This window comes from Streptomyces sp. NPDC021212, from assembly GCF_044332925.1.
Classification (GTDB): domain Bacteria; phylum Actinomycetota; class Actinomycetes; order Streptomycetales; family Streptomycetaceae; genus Streptomyces.
In genome coordinates this window covers 279,700-300,703 of record NZ_JBIRPZ010000004.1, presented here as the reverse complement: position 1 = coordinate 300,703, position 21,004 = coordinate 279,700, and the positions used below count along the sequence as shown (strand labels likewise).

Here is a 21,004-nt window from a genome sequence, read left to right as displayed (position 1 = left end):
CACCGTGCGGAGCACGTGGAGGGTGCGGGCCGTCCGGGGAGCGACGGTGAGCACCTCCTCCAGCAGCGCCTGGGAACGGCCGATCGCGCCGACCGCTTCTACGACGATCAGGTGCTGGACCACCTCAACGTCCGGATGCGCGAGTTCGTCGCGCGCCAGGAGATGTTCTTCCTGGCCACCGCCGACCGGCACGGGGAGTGCGACAGCACCTTCCGGGCCGGGCCGCCCGGCTTCCTCACCGTGCTCGACGGGCGCACCCTCGCCTACCCCGAATACCGGGGGAACGGCGTGCTGGCCAGCCTCGGCAACATCGAGGAGAACCCGCACGTCGGCATCATGATGATCGACTTCTTCCGCGACCGGATCGGGCTGCACGTCAACGGCCGGGCCCGGGTGGTCGAGGACGACGAGATGCGCGCCCGCCACCCCGGGCTGCGGGTCGACCCGGTGCCGGGCCGCCGTGCGGTCGTATGGGTCGAGGTGGCCGTCGAGGAGGCGTACATTCACTGCGCCAAGCACATCCCCCATCTGCAGAAGGTGCCCGCGGGGCGGCGTGCTCGCCCCGCGGACGGGGCGGCCACCGACCGGCCCCGTGAGCCGCAGCAAGGCCGGGCCTGGGGGACGGACGACGTCAAGCGCAAGGGCGGCGACTTCTTCGGCGCCGCCGCCGAGGCGCGCGAGCGGCGCCGTACGCCCCCGGCCGCGCCGGTCGCCCCGGTACCGGCTTCCCGGACACCGGCTCCCGAGGCGCCGGCTCCCCGGACACCGGCCGTTCCGGAGCCGGCACCCGCGGCATCGGTGGCGCGTCCCAAGGAGTGGCTGGAAGAGGCCGAGCGGGTGCTCGCCGACGCGCGCCGGCGGGCGGCCCGGAAGAGACCGCAGCCGTTCAGCGGCTGGTTCCGCTGATCAGCCTCGAGCAGGGCTGATCCAGGACCGATCCAAGACCGATCAGCCGAGGTCGTCCGCGAGGAGTGCGCGCACGCCCTCGACGTTGGCGTCGAGATAGGCGCGCAGCGACGGCGGCACCATCCCGACGGAGGCGATCCCCTCGCGGGTGAACGGGATCCTGACCACCTCGTACTCCCCGCACGGCTCCTCCACCTCCGGGCCGTGCCGTCGGCTGAGGTCCATCGACGCGAGTCTGCAGACGAAGAAGTGCTGCACCTTGACGCCGTCCGGGACGTCCCCTTTCGGGTGCGGGACGGTGTCCACGAAGGCGGGCACCACGTCCGTCACCTTCGCGCCCAGCTCCTCGTCCACCTCGCGGTGCAGGGCCTCCACGACGGTGGAGTCCTCGGGCTCCACACCGCCGCCGGGGGTGATCCAGTACGGCTCTTCATCCGGCTTGGTCCGCTTGATCAGGACCATCCGCGGGTCGGTGTCGCCGTCGAGCAGGATGGCGCGGGCGGTGCGTTTGACCACGGGTCGTTCGGTCATGCAGGACATCTGCCGCAGCCGTCCCCGGCTGAAACCCCATACTCACCAGTGGACAGGGCTCACGTGTCGACAGGCGCTCACCAGTCGACAGCGGCGCGCAGCAGCCACTCGTGCGCCCGGGCGACGTGCGGCACCGCGAGCCCACCGGTCCGCACCACCAGGAAGTACGTGCGCAGCGGCGGCACCGGCGGGTTGAGCAGCGCCACCACCTCCCCGGCGTCGAGGGCGTCCATGCACAGGTAGCGCGGCAGTACGCCGAGCCCCGCGCCCTCCGCGACGCACGCCAGCACCGCCCGCAGATCGGGGGCGATGACCGTGCCGGAGGTGACCGGCCGGGTGTCGAAGACGGCCGACCAATAGCGGCTGACCAGCGGCAGGCTCTCGTGCACCTCGACCACGGGCAGCGCCTCCAGCGCGCTCGCGCCCTTGACCTGGAGCACCGCGGAGCCGCCGAGCCGGGCCGCCCAGCGCGGAGACGCGATCAGCACGTGCTCCTCGTCGCACAGCGGCGTGGCGGCCAGCAGCCGCCCACGCGGCCGGGCGGTGGTGATGGCCAGGTCGTGATGGCCGGCCCCGAGCCCCTTGAACAGCTCCTCGGAGCTGCCGAACGCGCACCGCAGCGCGAGCCCCTGGGCGACGAGCGCGGTGAGCGCGGGCAGGGCGCGCAGCGCCGTGAATTCCGTGGGGCCGGCGAGGTGCAGGGTGCGCAGGGGGGAGTGGTCGTCCAGCCCGGCCTCGGTGATCTCCACGAGCGCGTCGAGGTGCGGGGCGGCCTTGTGAGCCAGCTCCTCCCCGACGGTGGTGGGGACGACCCCGCGCGCCGTACGGAGGAACAGCGGCCGTCCCAGCTGCCGCTCCAGGGTGCGGATCTGGCCCGTGACGGCGGGCTGGGAGAGTCCGAGCAGCGCGGCGGCACGGGTGAAGGAGCCGGCGCGGTGGACCGTGACAAACGTGCGTAAGAGGGCCAGATCCATGCGGTTCCCCTCGCCTCGACGCACCCCCGACGCATGCCAACTATAAATATGCCGATAGGTTCATGTCGCTACTGTGATTGGACACTGACGCTGAGTCAACTAGCCTTGTTCAAGCGGTTCTCCACGAGAAGAACCGGGGCGTCTCAAGCCACGAGGGGGGAGGCTTGAGACGCCCGTCAGGCGTACCCGCGCGCAAGCCGTACGGCGAGTTTCGGCCGCCTTCAACCGGCTTCAATCACCGGCGCGCGCCGCGTCGAGTGCGTGCAGCACATCCGCGATCAGATCGTCCGGGTCCTCCGCGCCCACCGAGAAGCGGATGAAGCCCTCGGCCACCGCGTCGCCGCCCCAGCGGCCGCGCCGCTCGGCGGTGGAGCGTACGCCGCCGAAGCTGGTGGCGTCGTCGACAAGGCGCAGCGCGGCGAGGAACCGCTCCGCGTACTCCTTGCCGGGCAGGGTGAAGGAGACCACGCAGCCGAAGCGCCCGCCGCGCATCTGCCCGGCCGCGACCGGGTGCGCCGGGTCGTCCGGCAGTCCGGGGTGGCGCAGCCCGGTGACCTCGGGCCGGTCGCGCAGCGCCCCGGCGAGGGCGAGGGCGGTCCGGGCCTGCCGGTCGACGCGCAGCGGGAGGGTGGCCAGGGAGCGGTGGGCGAGCCACGCCTCCATGGGGCCGGGGATCGCGCCGACGGTCTTGCGCCAGCCGCGCACGGCGGCGGCCAGCCGCGGATCGCGGCAGGTGACGTAGCCGAGCAGGACGTCGCCGTGGCCGGTGAGCGCCTTGGTGCCGCTCGCCACGGAGAAGTCCGCGCCCAGGTCCAGGGGGCGCTGGCCGATCGGGGTGGCGAGGGTGTTGTCCACGGCGACCAGCGCGCCGCGGGCATGCGCCGCCTCGGCGAGCCGACGGATGTCGCACACGTCGAGACCGGGGTTGGACGGGGTCTCCAGCCACAGCAGCCCGGTGGCGTCGTCCAGGGCCTCCAACTGGGCGTCGCCGGCGGTCGGGGCGGTGCGCACCTCGATGCCGAAGCTCCGCAGCCGCTCACTCAGTGCCGGGAGCAGCTGGTAGCCGTCGGACGGCAGGACGGCGGTGTCGCCCTGCCGCAGCTGGGACAGGAGGACGGCCGCGAGGGCGCCCATGCCGGAGGCGAAGACGACGGTCTCGGCGTCGGCGTCCGGGGACTCCAGCTCGCTGATCGCCTGCTCCAGCCGGGACCAGGTGGGGTTGCCGTCGCGGCCGTAGGTGAAGGGGCCGGAAGCCTCGCCGGGGAGGTGGTAGTGCGCGGCGAAGACGGGCCCTGGCAGCGCCGGTTCGTACGCCTCCGCCTCGGGCAGTCCGGCACGGACGGCCCGGGTGCCGTCGCCGGTCATACGCGCTCCTCGTTCGGCAGATGCGTTCCATCGGCCTCGAGGGCCTCGGCGACCGCGTCCAGCAGTCCGCCGCTCGCGGCCTCGATCATCTCCAGGACCTCTTCGAAGTCGTCCGTCCCGCCGAAGTACGGGTCCGGTACGTCCAGGCCGCCCGGTGCGTCGCGGTCGGCGTCCGGGTCGTAGTCGCGCAGCAGCCGTACCTTCGCGGCGTCCCGCGGGGTCGGCGCCAGGGCGCGCAGCTCCCGCAGATGGCCGCTGTCCAGCGCGATCACCAGGTCGAGGTCGGCGAACCACGCGGGCTGGAACTGGCGCGCGATGTGATCCTGCTCATAGTCGTGATCGGTGAGCACGGCGATCGCGCGGTGGTCGGCCCCGTCGCCCTCGTGCCAGGGGCCGGTGCCCGCGCTGTCCCAGGCGACGAGGCCGTCCAATCCGGCCTCCATGGCATGGGCGCGGACGATGGATTCGGCCATCGGCGACCGGCATATGTTGCCGGTGCAGACGAAGCAGACACGAAAGGGCGACGGGGCTCTCATACTTGTCATCATCCCCGGCCGAGGTCAGTCCTTGTCATCGGGAAGGACGACGTGCAGCGCCCACGCGACTATGGAAACGATCAGGCCACCGAGGACGGCCGTACCGAAGCCTTCGACATGGAAGCTGAGATCGAATTTCCCGGCCAGCCAGGACGTCAGCAGCAGCATCAGGGCATTGATCACCAGGGTGATCAGCCCGAGGGTGAGGATGAACAGCGGAAATGCCAGCAGTTTGACGATCGGCTTCACCACCACGTTCACCACGCCGAAGAGCAGTGCGACGAGAATGAGGGTGATCGTCTGACGTCCGGTGTTCTCACCGGTCAGCGTGATGTCCTTGAGCAGCCAGATGGCGACGCCGAGGGCGCCGGCGTTGGCGAGCGTCTTGACGAGCAAATTCTTCATGGTTGAGATCGTCGCAGACAGGCCCGGAGACGGGCAGGGGCACGGCAGGCAGGGGTGGAGAAGCGAATGAAGGCGTTCCGGCTGGACGAGCTGGAGGCGGAGCGGGCCGCGAACGAGGGCGCGTATCTGCAGTTCCTGCGCGAGCGGAACATGTCGGTCGGGCTGTACGCGCTGAACGCGGGCCAGACCGATCCGCAGTCGCCGCACGGCCAGGACGAGGTGTACCTGGTGATGAGCGGCCGGGCGTCGATCACGGTGGGCATGGAGACGACCCAGGTGGCGCGCGGCAGTGTGGTGTACGTACCGGCGGGTGTGGCGCACAAGTTCCACCACATCACCGAGGATCTGCGGGTCATGGTGGTCTTCTCTCCGCCGGAGAGCTGACGGGAGCGCTCCGGTCCCCTACGGGTACGGTCAGGGATGGACGGGGGATGGAAGCCCTTCGTCCGCTTCCTGCCCGCCCTAGCATCGAGGGCAGGGGGCCGGGTGTCATGACCGGCCCCGCCAGCCAGGAGAGAGCAAGGAGCACAACGTGGCCGCGAAGGGCATATTCCAGGGCTTGCCGTGGTGGGTGACATGGATCGCGGTGCCGGTTCTCGTCCTCGCCGTCTTCGGCGGGCTGATCACGAGCGTGGTCGGCTTCGTCATCGGCCTGCTCTTCAAGGTGCTGCTGCTGGTGGCGCTGATCGGTGGTCTGATCTACGTCGTACGGAAGTTCACCTCCTCCTCGTCCCGCGACGACTGGTGACGCGCGGCGCCTGACACGCGGCGCCCGGTGACCCGCGGCCGGTGACCCCGCGGCCCCGCGCGGCGGGTACGCCGCGCGAGGGATACCGCGGAGCCAAACATCGGCCCCACGGCACCACTGTGGTTAGAGTGCGAGTCCGCGACGTTCCCCATCTCGGCGTCTGCCTCGCAACAACACCCCGGGGGTGCCTGTTGACGACAGCGAACATCGACACGGCCGCTGAACCGGCCCTGATCGCCCGCGCACCGGGCCGGCGTCGCCCGGCCCCGTGGGTTCCACCACTTCCACCACGGCAACACTGGCCATTTCCGTTCCCTCACATGAGGCAAAGCGACTCCGCCCCGCAGTCGAGTCGCTACGCTCCAGAGTCGGCCAAGTCTGAACTACCCGGGGCGGCGAACGATGCGTGACATGCGTGACACAGTCCAGGCGGAAGTGACGATGACCTTTCTGGTCTCGCAGGAACTGTCCTTCCGGATCCCGGTCGAGCTGTCGTACGACAGCGGCGATCCCTACGCGGTCGAGATCACCTTCCACCTGCCCGGCGACGCGCCGGTGAGCTGGGCCTTCGCCCGTGAGCTGCTGCTGGACGGGCTGAGCAAACCCTCCGGCGAGGGCGATGTGCGGATCGCACCGGCCTCGCCCGAAGGGCTCTCGGACGTGTTCATCAGACTGCAGGTGGGGTCCGAGAGGGCCCTGTTCCGGGCCGGGGCGGCGCCGCTGGTGGCCTTCCTGGACCGTACGGACCGGCTCGTCCCGTTCGGTGAGGAGCCCGCGGCCTGCGATCCGGTCGGCGATCTCGACGCCGAACTGGACCGCATCCTGGCCGAGGACCGATACGCGTAGCGCCGATGCGCGCCGGTACGCGCGTCAGCGTGCGCGCGCCCGGCGGCGCCGCCCGCGCCCCCGACCGCCACCGCTCGCCCCGCTGCCGCTCGTCCCGCCACCGCTTGCCCCGCCGTCGTCCGGCGTGTGGTCCGCGGAGACGACCAGGACGGCCAGCGCCGTGGTCACCGGCACCGAGGCGACCAGCCCGATGCTGCCCACCAGCGTGCGGACGATCTCCTGCGCGACGATCTCGCTCGTCGCCACCGTTCCCACCCCGCTGTCCGCGATCGAGAAGAGGAGCAGCAACGGAAGCGAGGCGCCCGCGTACGCCAGCACCAGGGTGTTCACGACGGACGCGATGTGGTCCCGCCCGATGCGCATCGCGGCCGCGTAGAGCTTGCGCCGGCTCGCCGTGGGGTCGGCTTCCCGCAACTCCCACACCGCCGAGGTCTGGGTGACTGTCACATCGTCCAGCACGCCCAGCGAACCGATGATCACCCCGGCCAGCAGCAGGCCCTTGATCTCGATGTTGGGGTAGAGGCCGTGCACCAGCCCGGTCTGGTCGTCGGTGTTGCCGGTCAGCGACGCCCAGCCGATGAACAGCGAGCCGAGCACCCCGATCAGCAGCAGCGAGACCAGGGTGCCGAGCACCGCGACCGAGGTCCGGGCGCTCAGCCCATGGCACATGTAGAGCGCGAGCAGCATGATCGCGCTGCCCCCGACGACCGCGACCACCAGCGGATTCGAGCCCTGGAGTATCGCCGGGAGGATGAACAGCGTCAGCACCCCGAAGCTGATGGCCAGCGCCACCAGCGCGAAGACGCCGCGCAGCCGGCCGACGGCCACGACCACGAGCGCGAACACCCCGGCGAGCAGGGCCATCGGGAACGAGCGGTTGATGTCCGAGACCGAATACTGGAGGTTCTTCGGCGCCTTGGGCGCGTAGGCCAGCTTCAGCTCCTGCCCGGCGCTGAACTTCCGTGAGGCGTTCGGCTGGACGATTTCAGGGAACGTGCGGCCTTTGTCCTTGCCCGAGGTGACCTCGATGGTGGCCCTCTCGCAGACGCTCTTCCCACCGCCGCTCCCGCCCCCCGCGGCCCCGCTCGCCCCGCCCGTGCCGCCGCCGGGCGCCGGGGCGGCGCCCTGCTGACCCGGTTCGGTGGGCGCCTGCGGCTGCGCGTTGACGTCGGCGCAGTCGACCTCCGCCACCTTCACCACCCGCCCGGCGACCGTCTCCTGGTCGAATCCGAGCCCGCTGCGGCCGTGGGTGGTGTGCTCGGGGCCGTCCGGCCACAGCGCGACCAGCCCGGCGACCACGGCGACGGTGAAGGGGATGAGCACCACCGCGATGATCTTGCGGAGGCGGGTGGAGACGGGGGTGGCCGGGCCGTGCGAGTGGGCGTGGCTGTGGCCGTGCGCGTGGCCATGGCCGGGGGCCTGGCCGGACGGGTGGGGCTGCTCGGGCGGATGGTCATGCTGTGTCGCGGTCACCGTCGCATCATCGCAAGAGCGCGAGGCCCCCTGTTCAGGTATGCGGGTAAACAGTTAGCGTGGGGACGCCTTTGCAATCGCGGGAGCTCGGAGCACCGGGCTGAGAGGGCGCTGACGCGACAGCTGCGCCGACCGCTGAACCTGGTACCGGGTAATGCCGGCGTAGGGAGTGGGTCTCATGACTCAGCAGGATGCACACATGCGCGAAAATGCTGCCGATTTCGGCTGGCACAAGGGATATGTCACGGGTTCCCGCCCGGACATCCAGGTCCCGGTTCGCCGCGTCCACCTCACCAATGGCCAGGACGTGACGCTGTACGACACGTCCGGCCCGTACACCGACCCCCACATCGACACCGACGTCCGCCGTGGCCTCGCGCCACTGCGGCAGAACTGGATCATCGCCCGAGGCGATACCGAGGAGTACTCCGGCCGTCCGGCCCGGCCCGAGGACGACGGGATCAAGCACACCGCCCCCCGCGGTGGCCTGCGCAACCTCGACGCGGTCTTCCCCGGACGGCCGCGCCAGCCCCGCCGGGCCCGCGACGGGGAGGCCGTCACCCAACTCGCCTACGCCCGCCGGGGGGAGGTGACGGCGGAGATGGAGTACGTGGCGCTCCGCGAGAACGTCTCCCCCGAGGTGGTCCGCGAGGAGATCGCGGCGGGCCGGGCCGTCCTGCCCGCCAACGTCAACCACCCGGAGATCGAGCCGATGATCATCGGCAAGCGATTCCTGGTGAAGGTCAACGCCAACATCGGCAACTCCGCCGTCACCTCGTCCATCGAGGAGGAGGTCGAGAAGATGACCTGGGCGTCCCGCTGGGGCGCCGACACGGTCATGGACCTCTCGACCGGCCGCAACATCCACACCACCCGGGAGTGGGTGCTGCGCAACTCCCCGGTGCCGATCGGCACCGTGCCGCTCTACCAGGCGCTGGAAAAGGTCGACGGCAAGGCCGAGGAGCTGACCTGGGAGGTCTACAAGGACACCGTCATCGAACAGGCCGAGCAGGGCGTCGACTACATGACGGTGCACGCGGGCGTACGGCTGCCGTACGTCCCCCTGACCGCCCGCCGCAAGACCGGCATCGTCTCCCGCGGCGGCTCGATCATGGCCGCCTGGTGCCTGGCCCACCATCAGGAGTCGTTCCTCTACACCCACTTCGAGGAGCTGTGCGACATCCTCGCGGCGTACGACGTCACCTACTCGCTGGGTGACGGGCTGCGCCCCGGATCCATCGCCGACGCCAACGACGAGGCCCAGTTCGCGGAGCTGCGCACGCTCGGCGAACTCAACCGGATCGCCAAGGAGCACGGCGTCCAGACGATGATCGAGGGCCCGGGACACGTCCCGATGCACAAGATCAAGGAGAACGTCGACCTCCAGCAGGAGATCTGCGAGGAGGCCCCCTTCTACACCCTGGGCCCCCTCACCACGGACGTCGCGCCCGCCTACGACCACATCACCTCGGGCATCGGCGCCGCGATGATCGCCTGGTGGGGCACGGCGATGCTCTGCTACGTCACCCCCAAGGAGCACCTGGGTCTGCCGGACCGCGACGACGTGAAGACCGGCGTGATCACCTACAAGATCGCCGCCCACGCCGCCGATCTGGCCAAGGGCCACCCCGATGCCCAGGCATGGGACGACGCGCTCTCCGACGCGCGCTTCGAGTTCCGCTGGGAGGACCAGTTCAACCTGGCCCTCGACCCGGACACGGCGCGCTCGTTCCACGACGAGACGCTTCCGGCGGAGCCCGCCAAGACGGCGCACTTCTGCTCCATGTGCGGGCCCAAGTTCTGCTCGATGAAAATTAGCAGAAGCATCACAGAGCAGTTCGGCGGCGACGCCGATGCGACGCCCGAGGAGATCGAGGCGGGGATGCTCCAGAAGTCCAGGGAGTTCGCCGAGGCGGGTAACCGCGTCTATCTGCCGCTCGCGGACTGATCTGCTGCCCATGCGAGTGAGCGATGGAGGCTTCTTAACGTGCTTCCATCGCTCACTGCTACATGGCCGGAGGTGCCTTAGCCGAGGGCCGCACTGGGGTCGTCGAGAGCGCGTCGCGCGAGGGTGCGGAACTCACTCATACAGACGCTGACGGGCGGTGTGTGCCCTCGGCGTCCTTGAGGCCGGGGAGGCCGGAGGTGGGGGGGTCCCCTGGCGTCGTTCAGGGCGGGGTTCATGGCAGCGTCTTGTGTCCAAGATCCACAGTTGGAGGTGTCGAGTAAGCGTGGCTGCTGCTTCTGCCACATCTGTTGGGCCCTCGACCTGCACCTCTGAAGTTCTGAACTTCGCCCCTCGTCTGGCGAGGCGAGTTTGTGGGCGCGGGCAGCGAGCGAGTTGTAGTCAGTGGCAACGCTGATGAATGTCGCGTAAGCCTCTTTTCGACCCTGCCGCCGCCAGTGTTCATGTTGACTGCTGCGCTGCGTTCCGCTGGTGTGCCTGGCTGCACGAACAGCTCCCAACGCTCCGAGCGCAGCGGCAACTACCGCTGCTCCAGCAGCAATTACGGCCGTGCCTCCGATACTCATGGCACGGATTGTCTCAGCAGTGGCTGGCTCACCGTCGATCAGCATCCTGCTGGTCGAGCGCTGATGCGGCCGCGTCCAGGGCCAAGTGCCACGGGTAGCTGTCCGGCCGACCTTTGCCCGGCTCGTTGGGTACGAATCCGCCTTCCCCGTACAGCACGCGCACCCCCATCGCGCGGAGTGTGGCAAGGCTGGTGTCGAACTGGGTGTGCTGGACGTAGGCGGCGTTGACGCATGGCATGGTCACGGTGGGGATGCCCTTGCCGATGGCCTCGGCCACGAATCCGACGATGAACTTCTCGGTGATCCCTAGGGCCCACTGGTTGATCGTGTTGAAGGTGGCTGGCGCCAGGACCGCGACATCGGCGGGGGGCCATGCGTCGGGCTCTCGGGGCAGCTTGTACTGGCTGCGTACCGGGTGCCCGGTCAGCTCCTCCAAGGCTGGCAGTTCGTCGTCAAGCCAGCGTGCGGCCGTGGGGGTCAATCCGAGGCAGACATCCCAGTCGGCCGCCTGCGCTCGTTCGATGACGCCAGCGATGTGCAGGACAGGCGGGGCGGCGCTGCCGAACAGGTAGAGGACAGGGTTCGCGGTCATGCGGGCAGTCCACCGTGTGGCACGCCCCATCCGCAAACTTCGCCCGCCTCGGCGTTGAGATCGTTGTTCACGGTCTTCTGCCGTGGCCGAGCGGGTAGCGTCTCCGTTGAGTGAGTCACGAAAGGGAGGCTGTATGCCGTTCCCCGACGACGAGCACCCGGGCGCTCGGATCGCACATCACCGGAAACGGGCTGGGCTGACTCAGCGTGGGTTGGCTCAGAAGATCCCCTACTCCTACAGCCTCCTCACCCAAGTCGAATCCGGGCACAAGCCAGCCAGCCCCGACCTGGTGGCCGCTGTGGCGAAAGCGCTGTGCATCGACGTGACCGCGCTGACCGGCCAGCCCTACGTCACCGAGCTACAACAGGACCGCTTGGCCTCGCTGGTCCGCCCGATCCGTGAAGCCCTCGACCTTTACGACCTGGGGGCCGATCCGGCGATCAAGCCGCGTCCCACTCCTCAGCTCATCGCCGCTGCTCAAGCTTTGTGTCAGCAGGTCCGGGCGACGAAGCTCCATGACGCTGCTCTTGATCTCCCCGGGACGATGGCGGAGATCACCACAGCCGCGTATCAGGCGCCGTCGTCCGAGTTGTGGGCCGCTCTGTCGAGTACCTACCGCACCGCGCATGACTTGGCCGTGAAGCTGGGCTATTACGACTTGTCCACCGTGGCTCTGGACCGTATGGACTGGGCCGCGTCACGGGCTTCCGATCCGTTGCTGTCCGCAGTGCGCCAGTACATGCGTGCGCTGGTCTACTTCCGAGAGGGCGAGTACACCATTGGTCAGCGGCTCGTGGCTTCCGGCCAGGGGCTGTTGGGGCAAGCTCCGCAGACGCGAGAGAGTCAGGCCGTCGCCGGACAGCTTCACCTCGGGGCAAGCATCATCGCTGCCCGCGCCGAGGACGAAGGCGCGGTGACGACCCACCTCGCAGAGGCCAAGTCCTACGCGGATCGGGTGGGTGAGGCCACGGACGTGCACTGGCTGTCCTTTGGTCCCACGAACGTCAGTCTGCACGCCGTATCCGCCCATGTCGAGATGCGTCACTACGGCGAGGCTCTGCGAGAGGCCGCGAAGGTGCGGATACCAAAGGACTGGCCTGCATCCCGCGCCGCTCATTTCTACGTGGATCAAGCACGGGCTCAGATGGAGGCGGGCCGTAACGAAGCGGCCTTGAAGTCCATCGTCACCGCGCGCAAGCTGGCTCCGCAGCAGACGCGGTATCACTCAGGTGCACGAGAGACCATCAGGAGCCTGATCCACCTGTCCCGGCGCACCCCGGACACCCTGGATCACCTGGCCGCCTGGGTGGGCCTCTGACACTTTCACCGCAGTAGCCCCCGGCTTTCACTCAAGTGTGAAAGTTGGGGGCTTCGCATGTCACCAGCATGAATACTCAGCCGGTTTACACCCGCCACAGGACCCCGGCGACGCGGGCATGCGCCCCGGGGCGTGGCCAACCTGAGGAAGCAGGTCGACATGCGGAACTGTATCGGCAGGATCTTCGAACCGTTGAGGAGAGTGCTGCAACCCGGCCAGGGGCGTCATCGCACGGTGAAGGCAAGCCCGCCGATGGCCTGCGGGGATGCCTCGACGTTGCGCATTCCTCGTGTGCGCCAGGTGCCGACTCGGCCGACGTTGCGCGGGGAAGAGGTCGGCCTCGTCCGGCCGTACGTCGTGGCGCATGAGCGGCGGCAGGAACGTGGCGGTGAGGGCTCCCCTCGCGTGGCGCTGGTGTGCCCGCCGCACGGGATGGTGGTGGTCCGGTGAGTGCGCAACCGCGGCTGCTGCCCTGGAGCGGCACGAACGGTCAACCTGCCTATCTCGTGACCGACGAAGAAGGCACCGGGCACGTGTCGAAGCTCGCGGACGAGATGGAAGCGTTCCAGCTCCACATGGCCACTGAACTCGTGGGTCATGCCCTCGAACTGCTCGGTAACCCCAAGGCGGAAGTGGAAGAGCTGCGCTTTCTCTCGAACCGCATGATCGAGGCGCTGCGTGATGCGCTCCGGATCGCTGAAAGTCGCGGCAGGCGCCTCGGCCTGTCCGAAGAGGACGGGGACGACGGGCCGGAACAAGCGAATGAGGCGGGCGGATGAGCGATAAGTCGGAAGGCTGGCAAGTCGGTCCCGTACCGGGGCGTGGCCTGCGCCGTGGGAATGACGGTCTCCTTGAACTGCCGCTCCACGTCCTTCGCCCTGGTCGCGCGTCCGTGGCTTCGCTGGTGCTGACGGTGGTGGAGGCAGAGCAGTTGCACGCCGCCCTGTGCTACGCGCTCGGCGATGAGCCTGCCCCTGCGAACGCTCCGGAGTGCCGAAAGCCGGTCCGTTACCCGGGCGGGCGACAGCAGTACTGAGGTCGGCTCGTTCGCAAACAACCGAAGAAGCAGCACCGGACCACCCCCCTTGCCTGGACAGCTCACGGGGTGGTCCGGCTGGGGATCGATCACGAACCCCGGTGCCGATGGTACCGGGGGCGTCGTCGTGTTCTCGTACGGCGTCCCCGCATGTTGATGGTCAGACGGCTTGCAGAGAAGGGGACTTGACCGAATGTGCGGCCTGGGGGACGACGGGTTCGACGGCGAAGCGGCAGACCTGGACGCGGGGATATGGGTACGCGGAGTGGACTACGTGAGCGGCTGGCGAGACGCGCGGGAAGCGACGGCCGAGCTGGACGACGCGCTGAGGCTGGTCGGTGTGGAGGCGGCAGAGATGCGCATGCGTGCTGCTTCGGGCGCGGACGGCTCCGGGGTCGTTCGGCTGGAGCTGTCGGCAGCGGGCGCGCGTGAGGTGGCGATGCTGGCACGGGTGGCGGCGGCCCGGCTGGGCAGGGCGAGCTGATCGGGGCGGCCGGTGGCGGGCGTGCGGTGCCTGGGTGGTGCGCTGTGGGCACGCCGCCGGCCGTAGCGGCTTTTGGGCGGGAGCTGCCACGGGGTGAGAGAACAGGGGGCCTTACGCTGGCCCGGCGAATCGGGCGGGTCTGTGATCCTGCCCGCGTTTGCGACCGATCGGCCCCCTGTTCTTAGAGGCTCGCCCCGTGGTGGCTGCCTAAAAGCCGCGTAGGCCGTCGGCCACCAGTCACAACGCACCAGCCCGAAGGGCGGTCGGCTCCTCGTGAGCGATCGTGGCGCGCTCGGAAGTGCGGGCGGTGGGCGTCCGCCGGGACCGGCGGCCACGCCGCAGCCCGGCGGGGCGGCCAGACCGCCCGGCGCGCCGCAAGGCGCGCCCTTGAGTAAGTGAAGACAGGTTTCGACAGTCGACTCACTGACTACAGCGCCAGACGCAACGTGGGAGGAGAACGACAATCTAGAAGGGACAGCCAGCAGCGATCGCCTCGTTCACGCCTCGGGGCTGGCTGGGTGACTGCTGGCACTGGCATCGCGTGCCAGCTCCTCGATCCTTTCGATGATCTTTGCGTTGAGGGCTGCTCGCCGCTCGATCACACGCTGAAGCACATCATCCAGGTGATCGGGTGTCCGACGTTCCGCGCCTGTGGCCCTACTGACGATTTCGCGCCGCAACTGCCAGGAGAGATGGTTAATGTCATCGAAGATCTCTGCCGCCAGTTGATCTACGGAGGGGTCAGGGGACCTCGCCCGGTAACCTTCCTGGGCTGCCGTTCCTCCGGCTTCCTTGACCTCTTGGTCGAACTTGTCGAGATCGACAGCCACTCCGGCTTCTAGGTTCTGCTTTGCTCGGAGCACAACGTCTAGCCATGCTCGTCCCGCAAAGCGCATCGATGTCAGTCGGACAATCTCCTCTTGAGCTTGCAACCTGCCTCGTTCTTTGTCCCGTTCGGATATCTCACGACGGAACTGCCGCGTCGAGACGTAGACCGTAGATCCGGCCCCTATCGCTGCACCGCCCAGTCCGCTGATGAGGGCGTAGATCGCTGATGCATCGGCCACCGAACGACTATGACATGGCAGTCTCAGTTGGCGGGAACGGCACGCAGCTTGCGGGGGCTGTCGGCGGTGATGCGGTAGGCAAGTTGGGCGCGGTCGGCGCTGGCGCGGAGTTCTTCGAGGAGTAGCGGGCGGTCGTCGGTGCCGTAGGTGACGCGGGCGGTGTGGAGGATCGGGGTCGCGTCGGGGGTGTCCAGCGTGCTGCGCTCGTCGGGTAGGGGCATGCGGGCGCTGACGGTTTCGTGCCAGGTGAGCGTGTGTCCGGCTGCGGTGAGGATGGCGTAGATCTGTTCCGGCTCGGTGTCCGGGGCCTCGGCTAGCTGCTCGGCCTGGTCGGCGGTGGCGAACGGGATCAGTACGCGGTGGAGAGCGCGGGCGCCGGTGTCTGGGTCGGCTAGCAGCCGGTCGACGCCGAAGAGCGCTTCCCCCTCGTCGAGTCCGAGTAGCGGGGCCGTGGTTGCCGTGGTCGTGGTGCGGTAGACGGTCGGTTCCTCGACCTGTTCCCACGCATGGTGTCCGGTGTGGAACGTCTTGCCGGTGCGGGTGATGGTCCGCTCGATGGTGACGGCGGGTGCGGGGAGTGCGCGGACGTAGCTGCCCTTGCCGTGGATGACCTCGATGAGTCCTTCGGCGCGGAGTGCGGCGATGGCCTTGCGGACGGTGGGGCGGCTGACTTTGTAGCGCTCGATGAGCTGGGCCTCTGAGGGGAGCGGGGCCCCGGGCTTGTACTCGCCTGCCGCGATGCCGCTGCGGATCTCGGCGGCAACCTGCTGGTACAGCGCTCCGGGGCGCTGGATCTCTCCCATGCCGGGCTCTCCTCGTCACCTGTCGTCGGTGGTTCTGACGTGAGCTGATGTCACTCGTAAGCATAAGTACTTGCCTCCGGCCGTCAAGGCGTGCATAGTTGGCGACTCGTAAGCACGAGTGACGTCACATGACGTGTGGCGTCTCGACTGGCCAAGGAGGCCCACAACCCATGCAGTCCATCCCTGTGGACACATCCCGACTGGGCGTACTGCGGTGCGCGGTCGGGCCCGAACCGAAGATCACGGATTTCGAAAGCAAGGAGGTCAAGAAGGACCGGGACGGCAACACGATCTACACCGTCGCCGTGACGGTGCGGCAGGACGGGCGGCGCGTGTCGGTGATCGAGATCGCCGTACCCGGTGAGCCCAAGGGCGTTGCGGAGGGCTCGGAGGTGCGGGTGACGGGCCTGGAGGCGTTCGCCTGGACCATGGGCGACCGCCACGGCGTCAGCTTCCGCGCAGCGGCCATCACCCCCGTACCGGCCCCGGCACCGGCTGCGTCGGCGGGCAAGGGCGGTGGTGCGTGATGGGTTCGTTCCTGTTCATCGTCGCGCTGCTGGTGGTGGCCTGGATGGCAGTCATCGGGCCCCATCTGCGAGACCAGCGGCCGGACTGGCACTGGTACCTGACCGGCTTCCCGCGTACCGCGCTGCGGGTGGTGGTCACCTGGCGCAAGGTCGCTCACCTCAATGACCTCACCGTTTCCCACAAGCCCAATCGGCGCCTGCTGGGGGATCTGGCGGTCAAGGGCGAGCCTCTGCGCACCCGCGTGCCGCGCTTGTCTTTTCCTCAACCGACGCCGAATGGGCTGTCGGTGCTGGTGCGACTGCACCCTGGGCAGACTCCGGAGCCGTTCCTGGCTGCGGCTGACGCGCTGGCGCACGCATGGCGGGTGCACGCGGTGCGGATCGTCTCCCCCGAACGTGGCGTCGTGCTGATCACCGCGTCAGCCAGTGATCCGCTGGAGCATCCTCACCGGCCTACAGGTGAGGTGTCGGCCTCGTTGCTGTCGGCGGCGGTCGGCACGCTGGAGACAGGCCACGCGTGGGTGATGGATTTCCGGCGAGTGCCGCACTGGCTGATCGTCGGTGCCACACGGTCGGGCAAGTCCACGCTGATCGCCCGGCTCATCACCGAACTCGCTCCGCAACCTGTTGCCCTGGTCGGCGTCGACTGCAAGGGCGGCATGGAACTGGGCCTGTTCGAACGGCGGCTCTCGGCCCTGGCCACCTGCCGCAGTGAGGCCATCGCCGTGCTCGGGGCCTTGGTGGTCGACATGCAGGACCGCATGCGCATCTGCCGGGCGGCCGGGGCCCGTTCGATTTGGGAACTGCCGGAGGAACAGCGGCCGATGCCCGTGGTGGTGATCGTCGACGAGATAGCCGAGCTGTACCTGACCAGCGGGGGCAAGGAACAGCGGGCAGAGGCCGAACAGTGCTCCACCTACCTCCTGCGCCTGGCGCAGCTCGGTGCGGCGCTGGGGATGCACCTGGTGGTGGCAGGGCAGCGGGTCGGCTCCGATCTCGGGCCGGGTGTGACGGCGCTGCGGGCCCAGTTGAGCGGCCGTGTCTGCCACCGCGTCAACGACCCCGGCACCGCAGAGATGGTTCTGGGCGATCTGAACAAGGACGCGGTAGCGGTCGCGCAGTCCATCGGAGAGGCCGAACAAGGTGTCGCGGTCACCACCGGGGAGCTGGGTGGCTGGATGCGCGGGCGGTCCCACCTGACCACCCCCACGGAAGCCCAGTTGACGGCGGCCGAATACGCGGGGCTCGCACCCCGCCTGCGCGGGATCGTCCGCGCCCTGGAAGACCTGAACGGAGGTGAGGACGTATGAGTGAGCAAGCGGCTCTCCCGCTGGCGCTGCTCTTCGGGCTCGCCACCGTGCTCCTGGTCCGTTCCCGCGCGGTGCGCTGGTGGGAAGCGGTGTTGATCGGCCTGTTCGGCATGTATCTGGGCCAGACACCCGTCATCTTCACCGCAGACGGCCTCGTGAACTGGTTCCTCTCCGGCTTCGCACACAACAGCTAGACCACCCTCGGGAGGCCCACCAGGTGACCATGCGCCGTGTCCGCTGCCCCATCTGCAAAGGGGAGCGCTTCCGTAAGACCCGTACCGGCCACCGGCGGCGCTGCCGTTGCTGCCGGGGCGCCGGAACCATCCGCTGACCCAACCGATCCATACCCCGAACCAAGGGAGTGATCGCCATGGACGACACCCATCCAACCCCAACTGTCATCCGTGCCGCTGCGGCGGCCCACCCTGGGAGGTCCCCACCATCACCGCCGAGATCACCTCGGCTGACAGGCGCGCCGTGCTCGACCGTGCGGCGCGCCTGCGTCAGCTCTCCGAAGTTGACCAAGACCTGATCCGCCTCGTCCAAGACCCCGGCTTCGGCCGCTGGCTGGAGCAGATCACCGCTACCGGCGGCTGCGCTCATCCGATCCACCTGACCGGCTCCACCACCACCCGAGACGCGGCAACCGGCGAAGTGCTCCACCACTACGACACCCGCAACGAACCCGGTGAACGGCTCCTGATCCGCTGCCGCAACCGCCGTGCAACCGTCTGTGCCCCCTGCTCCCGCCTCCACGCGGGCGACACCTTCCACCTGGTGCGCGCCGGACTCGTCGGCGGCAAGACCGTCCCCGCCGATGTACGGGAGCGGCCCCGACTCTTCCTCACGCTCACCGCGCCCAGCTTCGGCCCCGTCCACCGCGTCACCACCGATAGCGCACGCTGCCGACCGCGCCGCGACGCCCAGCTGTGCGAACACGGCCGTTCCCTCGGCTGCCCGGCCATCCACGACGTGTCGGACCCGCGTACCGGACAACCCCTGTGCCCCGACTGCTATGACTACCCCGGGCATGTCCTGTGGCATGCGCACGCTGGGCGGCTGTGGAAGGCGTTCACGGACAACCTCTACAACCACCTCGCTGCCCGCGCCGGCCGCACCCGCACCGGACTACGCCACAGCCTGCGCATCTCCTACGCCAAGGTCGCCGAGTACCAGAAGCGAGCGGCCGTCCACGTCCATGCTGTGGTGCGTCTCGACGGCGCACACGGGCCGGACGATCCGCCCCCGGCCTGGGCAACGGCTGACCTCCTGCGGACTGTGGTGCGCACTGCCGCTGCGGCCGTACGCCTCACCACCCCCTACAGCGCGGCTCTGGGAGAACACCAACTGCGCTGGGGCTCCGAACTCGACGCCCGGCCGCTCCGTGCCTTCGGCGGCGGTGAGGGCCTGGCCGACGACGCCGTGGCCGCGTATGTCGGCAAGTACGTCACCAAGGGAGCCACCGACACCGGGGCCGGACTCGATCACCGAGTGACCAGCCCAGCGGACATCACCGCGGCCCCCTTGCCCGCACACGTCCGCGCCCTCATGCGCACCTGCTGGCGCCTCGGCGGCCTCGCCGAGCTGGAACCGCTCCGCCTACGGGCTTGGGCTCACACGCTCGGCTATCGGGGCCACATCCTCACCAAGTCACGCGTCTACTCCACCACCTACGCAGCTCTGCGTGCTGCCCGTGCTCAGCACACGGGAGAGGGCGGCACGCCGGGCACCGTGACGGTAGCCCACTGGCGCTACGTCGGCTCCGGGCACTCTGCCGGGGCTGCGCTCATCGCTGCGGGCATAGCCGATGACCTCGCTCAGAACCGCGAGTTGGCAGCGGAAGAGCTTGACCGCCGGGGCGGTGATGTCGTCTGAGTGGACACGAGACGAAAGATGCCAAGGCGGACCGTGAGGCCGTGGCCGTCAATGCGTGGATCGAACGGCACCTGCGTGAATCTCCCCCACTCTCCGATGATCAGGTGCGGAGACTGGGGGAGATCCTCGGACTTCGGCTCACTCGGAAGTCCGCCACACGGGCTTGAGGAGTTCCGGGTCAAAGGTCTTGTTGCCCTTGCCTCCCGGCAGGGCGACGACCGCGTTCAGCACCTTCTTGATGGCCTCGCGCTTCTGCGTCAGGGTCTTCGAGTCCCACGACTTCGCGATGTCCTCCTGGGCGGCTTCCGCCTCCGCCCTCAACGCCTCGTGCTTGGCCTGATCGGCGCGAAGATCCTTGATCCGTCGCTCAAGCACGGGGAGGTTGCGGAAGAACGCCTCGTCGTCAATGTCCGTGTCCTCGTCGTCGTGCCAACGACGCTCCAGCTCGTTGCGGCTCTTCACGGCCCGTTCCAGCGTCTCGGACTTGTCCCAGTCGGGCACGTCCCTGGCCTTGCTTGCCGCGTCCTTCTCCAGCTTGGCGATCACCAGCTTCTCAACGGCGTCGTCGGTCTTGTCGCCACGCTTGTACGTCTTGTTGCAGCCACCGTCCACGGTCTTCTTGCACATGTAAGCGTGCTGGTACTTCAGCCAGTCATTCGCCTTGATACCGACCATCTTGTTGTTGCAGGTCGTGCCGTCATCCAGCACGTTTCCGCAGCGGAGAATGCCGGTCAACAGGTACTTGTGGACCAGTCCGCCGCGTGGCACCCCAGCGTCGTGGCCCCTCGTCCTGATCTTGGCCGTGACGGCGAACCACTGCTTCGGAGTGATGATGGCGTCCCACTCGCCCACGATCGGTTGATCATCACCGTCGCGGACCAACTCACCCTTGATCTGCCGGTAGCCGCAGAGCCGTGGGTTCACGAGCACCTGCTTGACGGTCTGGTACTGGAAGGGGTTCCCACGACTGGTGATGAACCCTGCTTCCTTCCACCTCCTGGTGATCTCCGAAATGGAGGCCCCGGCGATCACGTCCTCTACGGCCTGGAGGATCGCCTTCGCCTCATCCGGCCGGAGCGTGATCTTGTCGTCTTCCCACCCGAAGGGGCGCCATGCTGCGACGGACTGGCCACGAAGTGCACGGCTGCGGTGGCTGTTCTTGGTGCGTCGCTGCTTCTTCCTCGTCTCGCTGAGCGACATGGCGACGCCCACTAGCCCTTTGATCTCGAACCCCTCCGCGTACAGGTCCTGCACGCCGTTCGAGTCGTGGTAGACACGCCCCTCGTGTGACGTGAACGCCTTGAGGTAGCGCTCCCAGTCGCTCGGGCGTCGGTAGAGGCGGTCATCGTTCACGGCCATGACGCCGTGGATGGGGTAGCCCTCGGGGGTGGTCCCGGCGGCCAGGTCGTTGACCAGTTGTTCGAAGTCGTCGCGGACCACGCTCTCTTTGCTGGCGCTCTTGTCGTTGTCCGTGTAGCGGTAGACGACAAGCCACCCCAGCTTGCTGGCGTCGCCGGTCATATCGCGGTGCTGGTCCTCGATGCCGTGGGCGTCCTTCACCCGGCCGTCGAACGAGATCCGCGCGTAGCAGACGACGCACTTGAGGCTCGGGTCCGCGGCCACCATGGCCCGGACTTGCTCGACGGAGGGCACTCCCTCCGGCACCCCTCGCAGTC

At 68.7% G+C, this 21,004-nt stretch carries 22 protein-coding genes and 1 riboswitch; of the genes, 12 read left to right on the top strand and 10 right to left on the bottom strand.

The window, feature by feature from the left end:
* Nucleotides 1–69: 69 nt before the first annotated feature.
* Nucleotides 70–906 carry a pyridoxamine 5'-phosphate oxidase family protein gene (locus ACH4SI_RS12810; RefSeq protein WP_398296053.1) on the top strand — a complete coding sequence of 279 codons (837 nt, stop codon included), beginning with the start codon at nucleotides 70–72 and terminating at the stop codon, nucleotides 904–906.
* 42 nt (nucleotides 907–948) lie between these two features.
* Here the strand turns inward: ACH4SI_RS12810 and ACH4SI_RS12805 are convergent, their stop codons facing one another.
* The 5 genes from ACH4SI_RS12805 to ACH4SI_RS12785 form a co-directional block, all read right to left on the bottom strand.
* Nucleotides 949–1,437, bottom strand: a complete 489-nt coding sequence (locus ACH4SI_RS12805; protein WP_398295722.1) for an NUDIX domain-containing protein — start codon at nucleotides 1,435–1,437, stop codon at nucleotides 949–951.
* A 77-nt stretch (nucleotides 1,438–1,514) separates the two neighbouring features.
* The gene (locus ACH4SI_RS12800; RefSeq protein ID WP_398295721.1) at nucleotides 1,515–2,411 is read right to left on the bottom strand and encodes a LysR family transcriptional regulator; all 897 of its coding nucleotides are present in this window, start codon (nucleotides 2,409–2,411) and stop codon (nucleotides 1,515–1,517) included.
* Between the two features lie 231 nt (nucleotides 2,412–2,642).
* Complete coding sequence (locus tag ACH4SI_RS12795; protein ID WP_398295720.1) at nucleotides 2,643–3,776, bottom strand: cystathionine gamma-lyase; 1,134 nt, start codon at nucleotides 3,774–3,776, stop codon at nucleotides 2,643–2,645.
* A complete protein-coding gene (locus ACH4SI_RS12790) occupies nucleotides 3,773–4,249 on the bottom strand; it encodes a low molecular weight protein-tyrosine-phosphatase (RefSeq protein ID WP_398295719.1) in 477 nt (158 codons plus the stop codon). Before ACH4SI_RS12790 ends, ACH4SI_RS12795 begins: the two co-directional genes overlap by 4 nt.
* An 87-nt stretch (nucleotides 4,250–4,336) precedes the next feature.
* Nucleotides 4,337–4,717, bottom strand: a complete 381-nt coding sequence (locus ACH4SI_RS12785) for a phage holin family protein (protein ID WP_398295718.1) — start codon at nucleotides 4,715–4,717, stop codon at nucleotides 4,337–4,339.
* 66 nt (nucleotides 4,718–4,783) lie between these two features.
* Here ACH4SI_RS12785 and ACH4SI_RS12780 point away from each other — a divergent pair, with 66 nt between their 5' ends.
* The 3 genes from ACH4SI_RS12780 to ACH4SI_RS12770 all read left to right on the top strand — a co-directional run bounded on the left by ACH4SI_RS12780 (nucleotide 4,784) and on the right by ACH4SI_RS12770 (nucleotide 6,311).
* Nucleotides 4,784–5,101 carry a cupin domain-containing protein gene (locus ACH4SI_RS12780; RefSeq protein WP_398295717.1) on the top strand — a complete coding sequence of 106 codons (318 nt, stop codon included), beginning with the start codon at nucleotides 4,784–4,786 and terminating at the stop codon, nucleotides 5,099–5,101.
* Between the two features lie 148 nt (nucleotides 5,102–5,249).
* A complete protein-coding gene (locus ACH4SI_RS12775; RefSeq protein WP_398295716.1) occupies nucleotides 5,250–5,465 on the top strand; it encodes a DUF5326 family protein in 216 nt (71 codons plus the stop codon).
* Nucleotides 5,466–5,876: 411 nt separating this feature from the next.
* Entirely contained in the window at nucleotides 5,877–6,311 is a 435-nt protein-coding gene (locus ACH4SI_RS12770; RefSeq protein ID WP_179935449.1) for an SsgA family sporulation/cell division regulator, read from the top strand.
* Between the two features lie 24 nt (nucleotides 6,312–6,335).
* On the opposite strand, the gene ACH4SI_RS12765 is transcribed toward ACH4SI_RS12770, so the two are convergent.
* Nucleotides 6,336–7,784, bottom strand: a complete 1,449-nt coding sequence (locus ACH4SI_RS12765) for a YibE/F family protein (protein ID WP_398295715.1) — start codon at nucleotides 7,782–7,784, stop codon at nucleotides 6,336–6,338.
* A 69-nt stretch (nucleotides 7,785–7,853) separates the two neighbouring features.
* Nucleotides 7,854–7,970, top strand: a riboswitch (TPP riboswitch).
* Between ACH4SI_RS12765 and thiC the strand changes: the two genes are divergently transcribed.
* Nucleotides 7,963–9,732, top strand: a complete 1,770-nt coding sequence (thiC, locus tag ACH4SI_RS12760; RefSeq protein WP_398295714.1) for a phosphomethylpyrimidine synthase ThiC — start codon at nucleotides 7,963–7,965, stop codon at nucleotides 9,730–9,732. Its footprint overlaps the riboswitch before it by 8 nt.
* A gap of 612 nt (nucleotides 9,733–10,344) precedes the next feature.
* Here thiC and ACH4SI_RS12755 read toward each other — a convergent pair.
* A complete protein-coding gene (locus ACH4SI_RS12755; protein ID WP_398295713.1) occupies nucleotides 10,345–10,908 on the bottom strand; it encodes a flavoprotein in 564 nt (187 codons plus the stop codon).
* 133 nt (nucleotides 10,909–11,041) lie between these two features.
* On the opposite strand from ACH4SI_RS12755, the gene ACH4SI_RS12750 reads away from it, so the two are divergent.
* The 3 genes from ACH4SI_RS12750 (at nucleotide 11,042) to ACH4SI_RS12740 (ending at nucleotide 13,746) form a co-directional block, all read left to right on the top strand.
* A complete protein-coding gene (locus ACH4SI_RS12750) occupies nucleotides 11,042–12,226 on the top strand; it encodes a helix-turn-helix domain-containing protein (protein ID WP_398295712.1) in 1,185 nt (394 codons plus the stop codon).
* A gap of 446 nt (nucleotides 12,227–12,672) precedes the next feature.
* Complete coding sequence (locus ACH4SI_RS12745) at nucleotides 12,673–13,005, top strand: hypothetical protein (protein ID WP_398295711.1); 333 nt, start codon at nucleotides 12,673–12,675, stop codon at nucleotides 13,003–13,005.
* Between the two features lie 450 nt (nucleotides 13,006–13,455).
* A complete protein-coding gene (locus ACH4SI_RS12740; protein ID WP_398295710.1) occupies nucleotides 13,456–13,746 on the top strand; it encodes a hypothetical protein in 291 nt (96 codons plus the stop codon).
* A 497-nt stretch (nucleotides 13,747–14,243) separates the two neighbouring features.
* Here the strand turns inward: ACH4SI_RS12740 and ACH4SI_RS12735 are convergent, their stop codons facing one another.
* Nucleotides 14,244–14,813, bottom strand: a complete 570-nt coding sequence (locus ACH4SI_RS12735; protein WP_398295709.1) for a hypothetical protein — start codon at nucleotides 14,811–14,813, stop codon at nucleotides 14,244–14,246.
* 23 nt (nucleotides 14,814–14,836) lie between these two features.
* Nucleotides 14,837–15,616 carry a GntR family transcriptional regulator gene (locus ACH4SI_RS12730; RefSeq protein ID WP_398295708.1) on the bottom strand — a complete coding sequence of 260 codons (780 nt, stop codon included), beginning with the start codon at nucleotides 15,614–15,616 and terminating at the stop codon, nucleotides 14,837–14,839.
* Nucleotides 15,617–15,786: 170 nt separating this feature from the next.
* Between ACH4SI_RS12730 and ACH4SI_RS12725 the strand changes: the two genes are divergently transcribed.
* The 4 genes from ACH4SI_RS12725 to ACH4SI_RS12710 all read left to right on the top strand — a co-directional run bounded on the left by ACH4SI_RS12725 (nucleotide 15,787) and on the right by ACH4SI_RS12710 (nucleotide 19,328).
* A complete protein-coding gene (locus ACH4SI_RS12725) occupies nucleotides 15,787–16,143 on the top strand; it encodes a hypothetical protein (RefSeq protein WP_398295707.1) in 357 nt (118 codons plus the stop codon).
* A complete protein-coding gene (locus ACH4SI_RS12720) occupies nucleotides 16,143–17,453 on the top strand; it encodes an FtsK/SpoIIIE domain-containing protein (RefSeq protein WP_398295706.1) in 1,311 nt (436 codons plus the stop codon). The genes ACH4SI_RS12725 and ACH4SI_RS12720 overlap by 1 nt, the downstream gene beginning before the upstream one ends.
* The gene (locus ACH4SI_RS12715; protein ID WP_398295705.1) at nucleotides 17,450–17,647 is read left to right on the top strand and encodes a hypothetical protein; all 198 of its coding nucleotides are present in this window, start codon (nucleotides 17,450–17,452) and stop codon (nucleotides 17,645–17,647) included. Before ACH4SI_RS12720 ends, ACH4SI_RS12715 begins: the two co-directional genes overlap by 4 nt.
* A gap of 283 nt (nucleotides 17,648–17,930) precedes the next feature.
* A complete protein-coding gene (locus ACH4SI_RS12710) occupies nucleotides 17,931–19,328 on the top strand; it encodes a replication initiator (protein ID WP_398295704.1) in 1,398 nt (465 codons plus the stop codon).
* Between the two features lie 138 nt (nucleotides 19,329–19,466).
* Here ACH4SI_RS12710 and ACH4SI_RS12705 read toward each other — a convergent pair whose 3' ends face one another.
* The gene (locus ACH4SI_RS12705; RefSeq protein ID WP_398295703.1) at nucleotides 19,467–20,993 is read right to left on the bottom strand and encodes a recombinase family protein; all 1,527 of its coding nucleotides are present in this window, start codon (nucleotides 20,991–20,993) and stop codon (nucleotides 19,467–19,469) included.
* Nucleotides 20,994–21,004 lie beyond the last annotated feature (11 nt).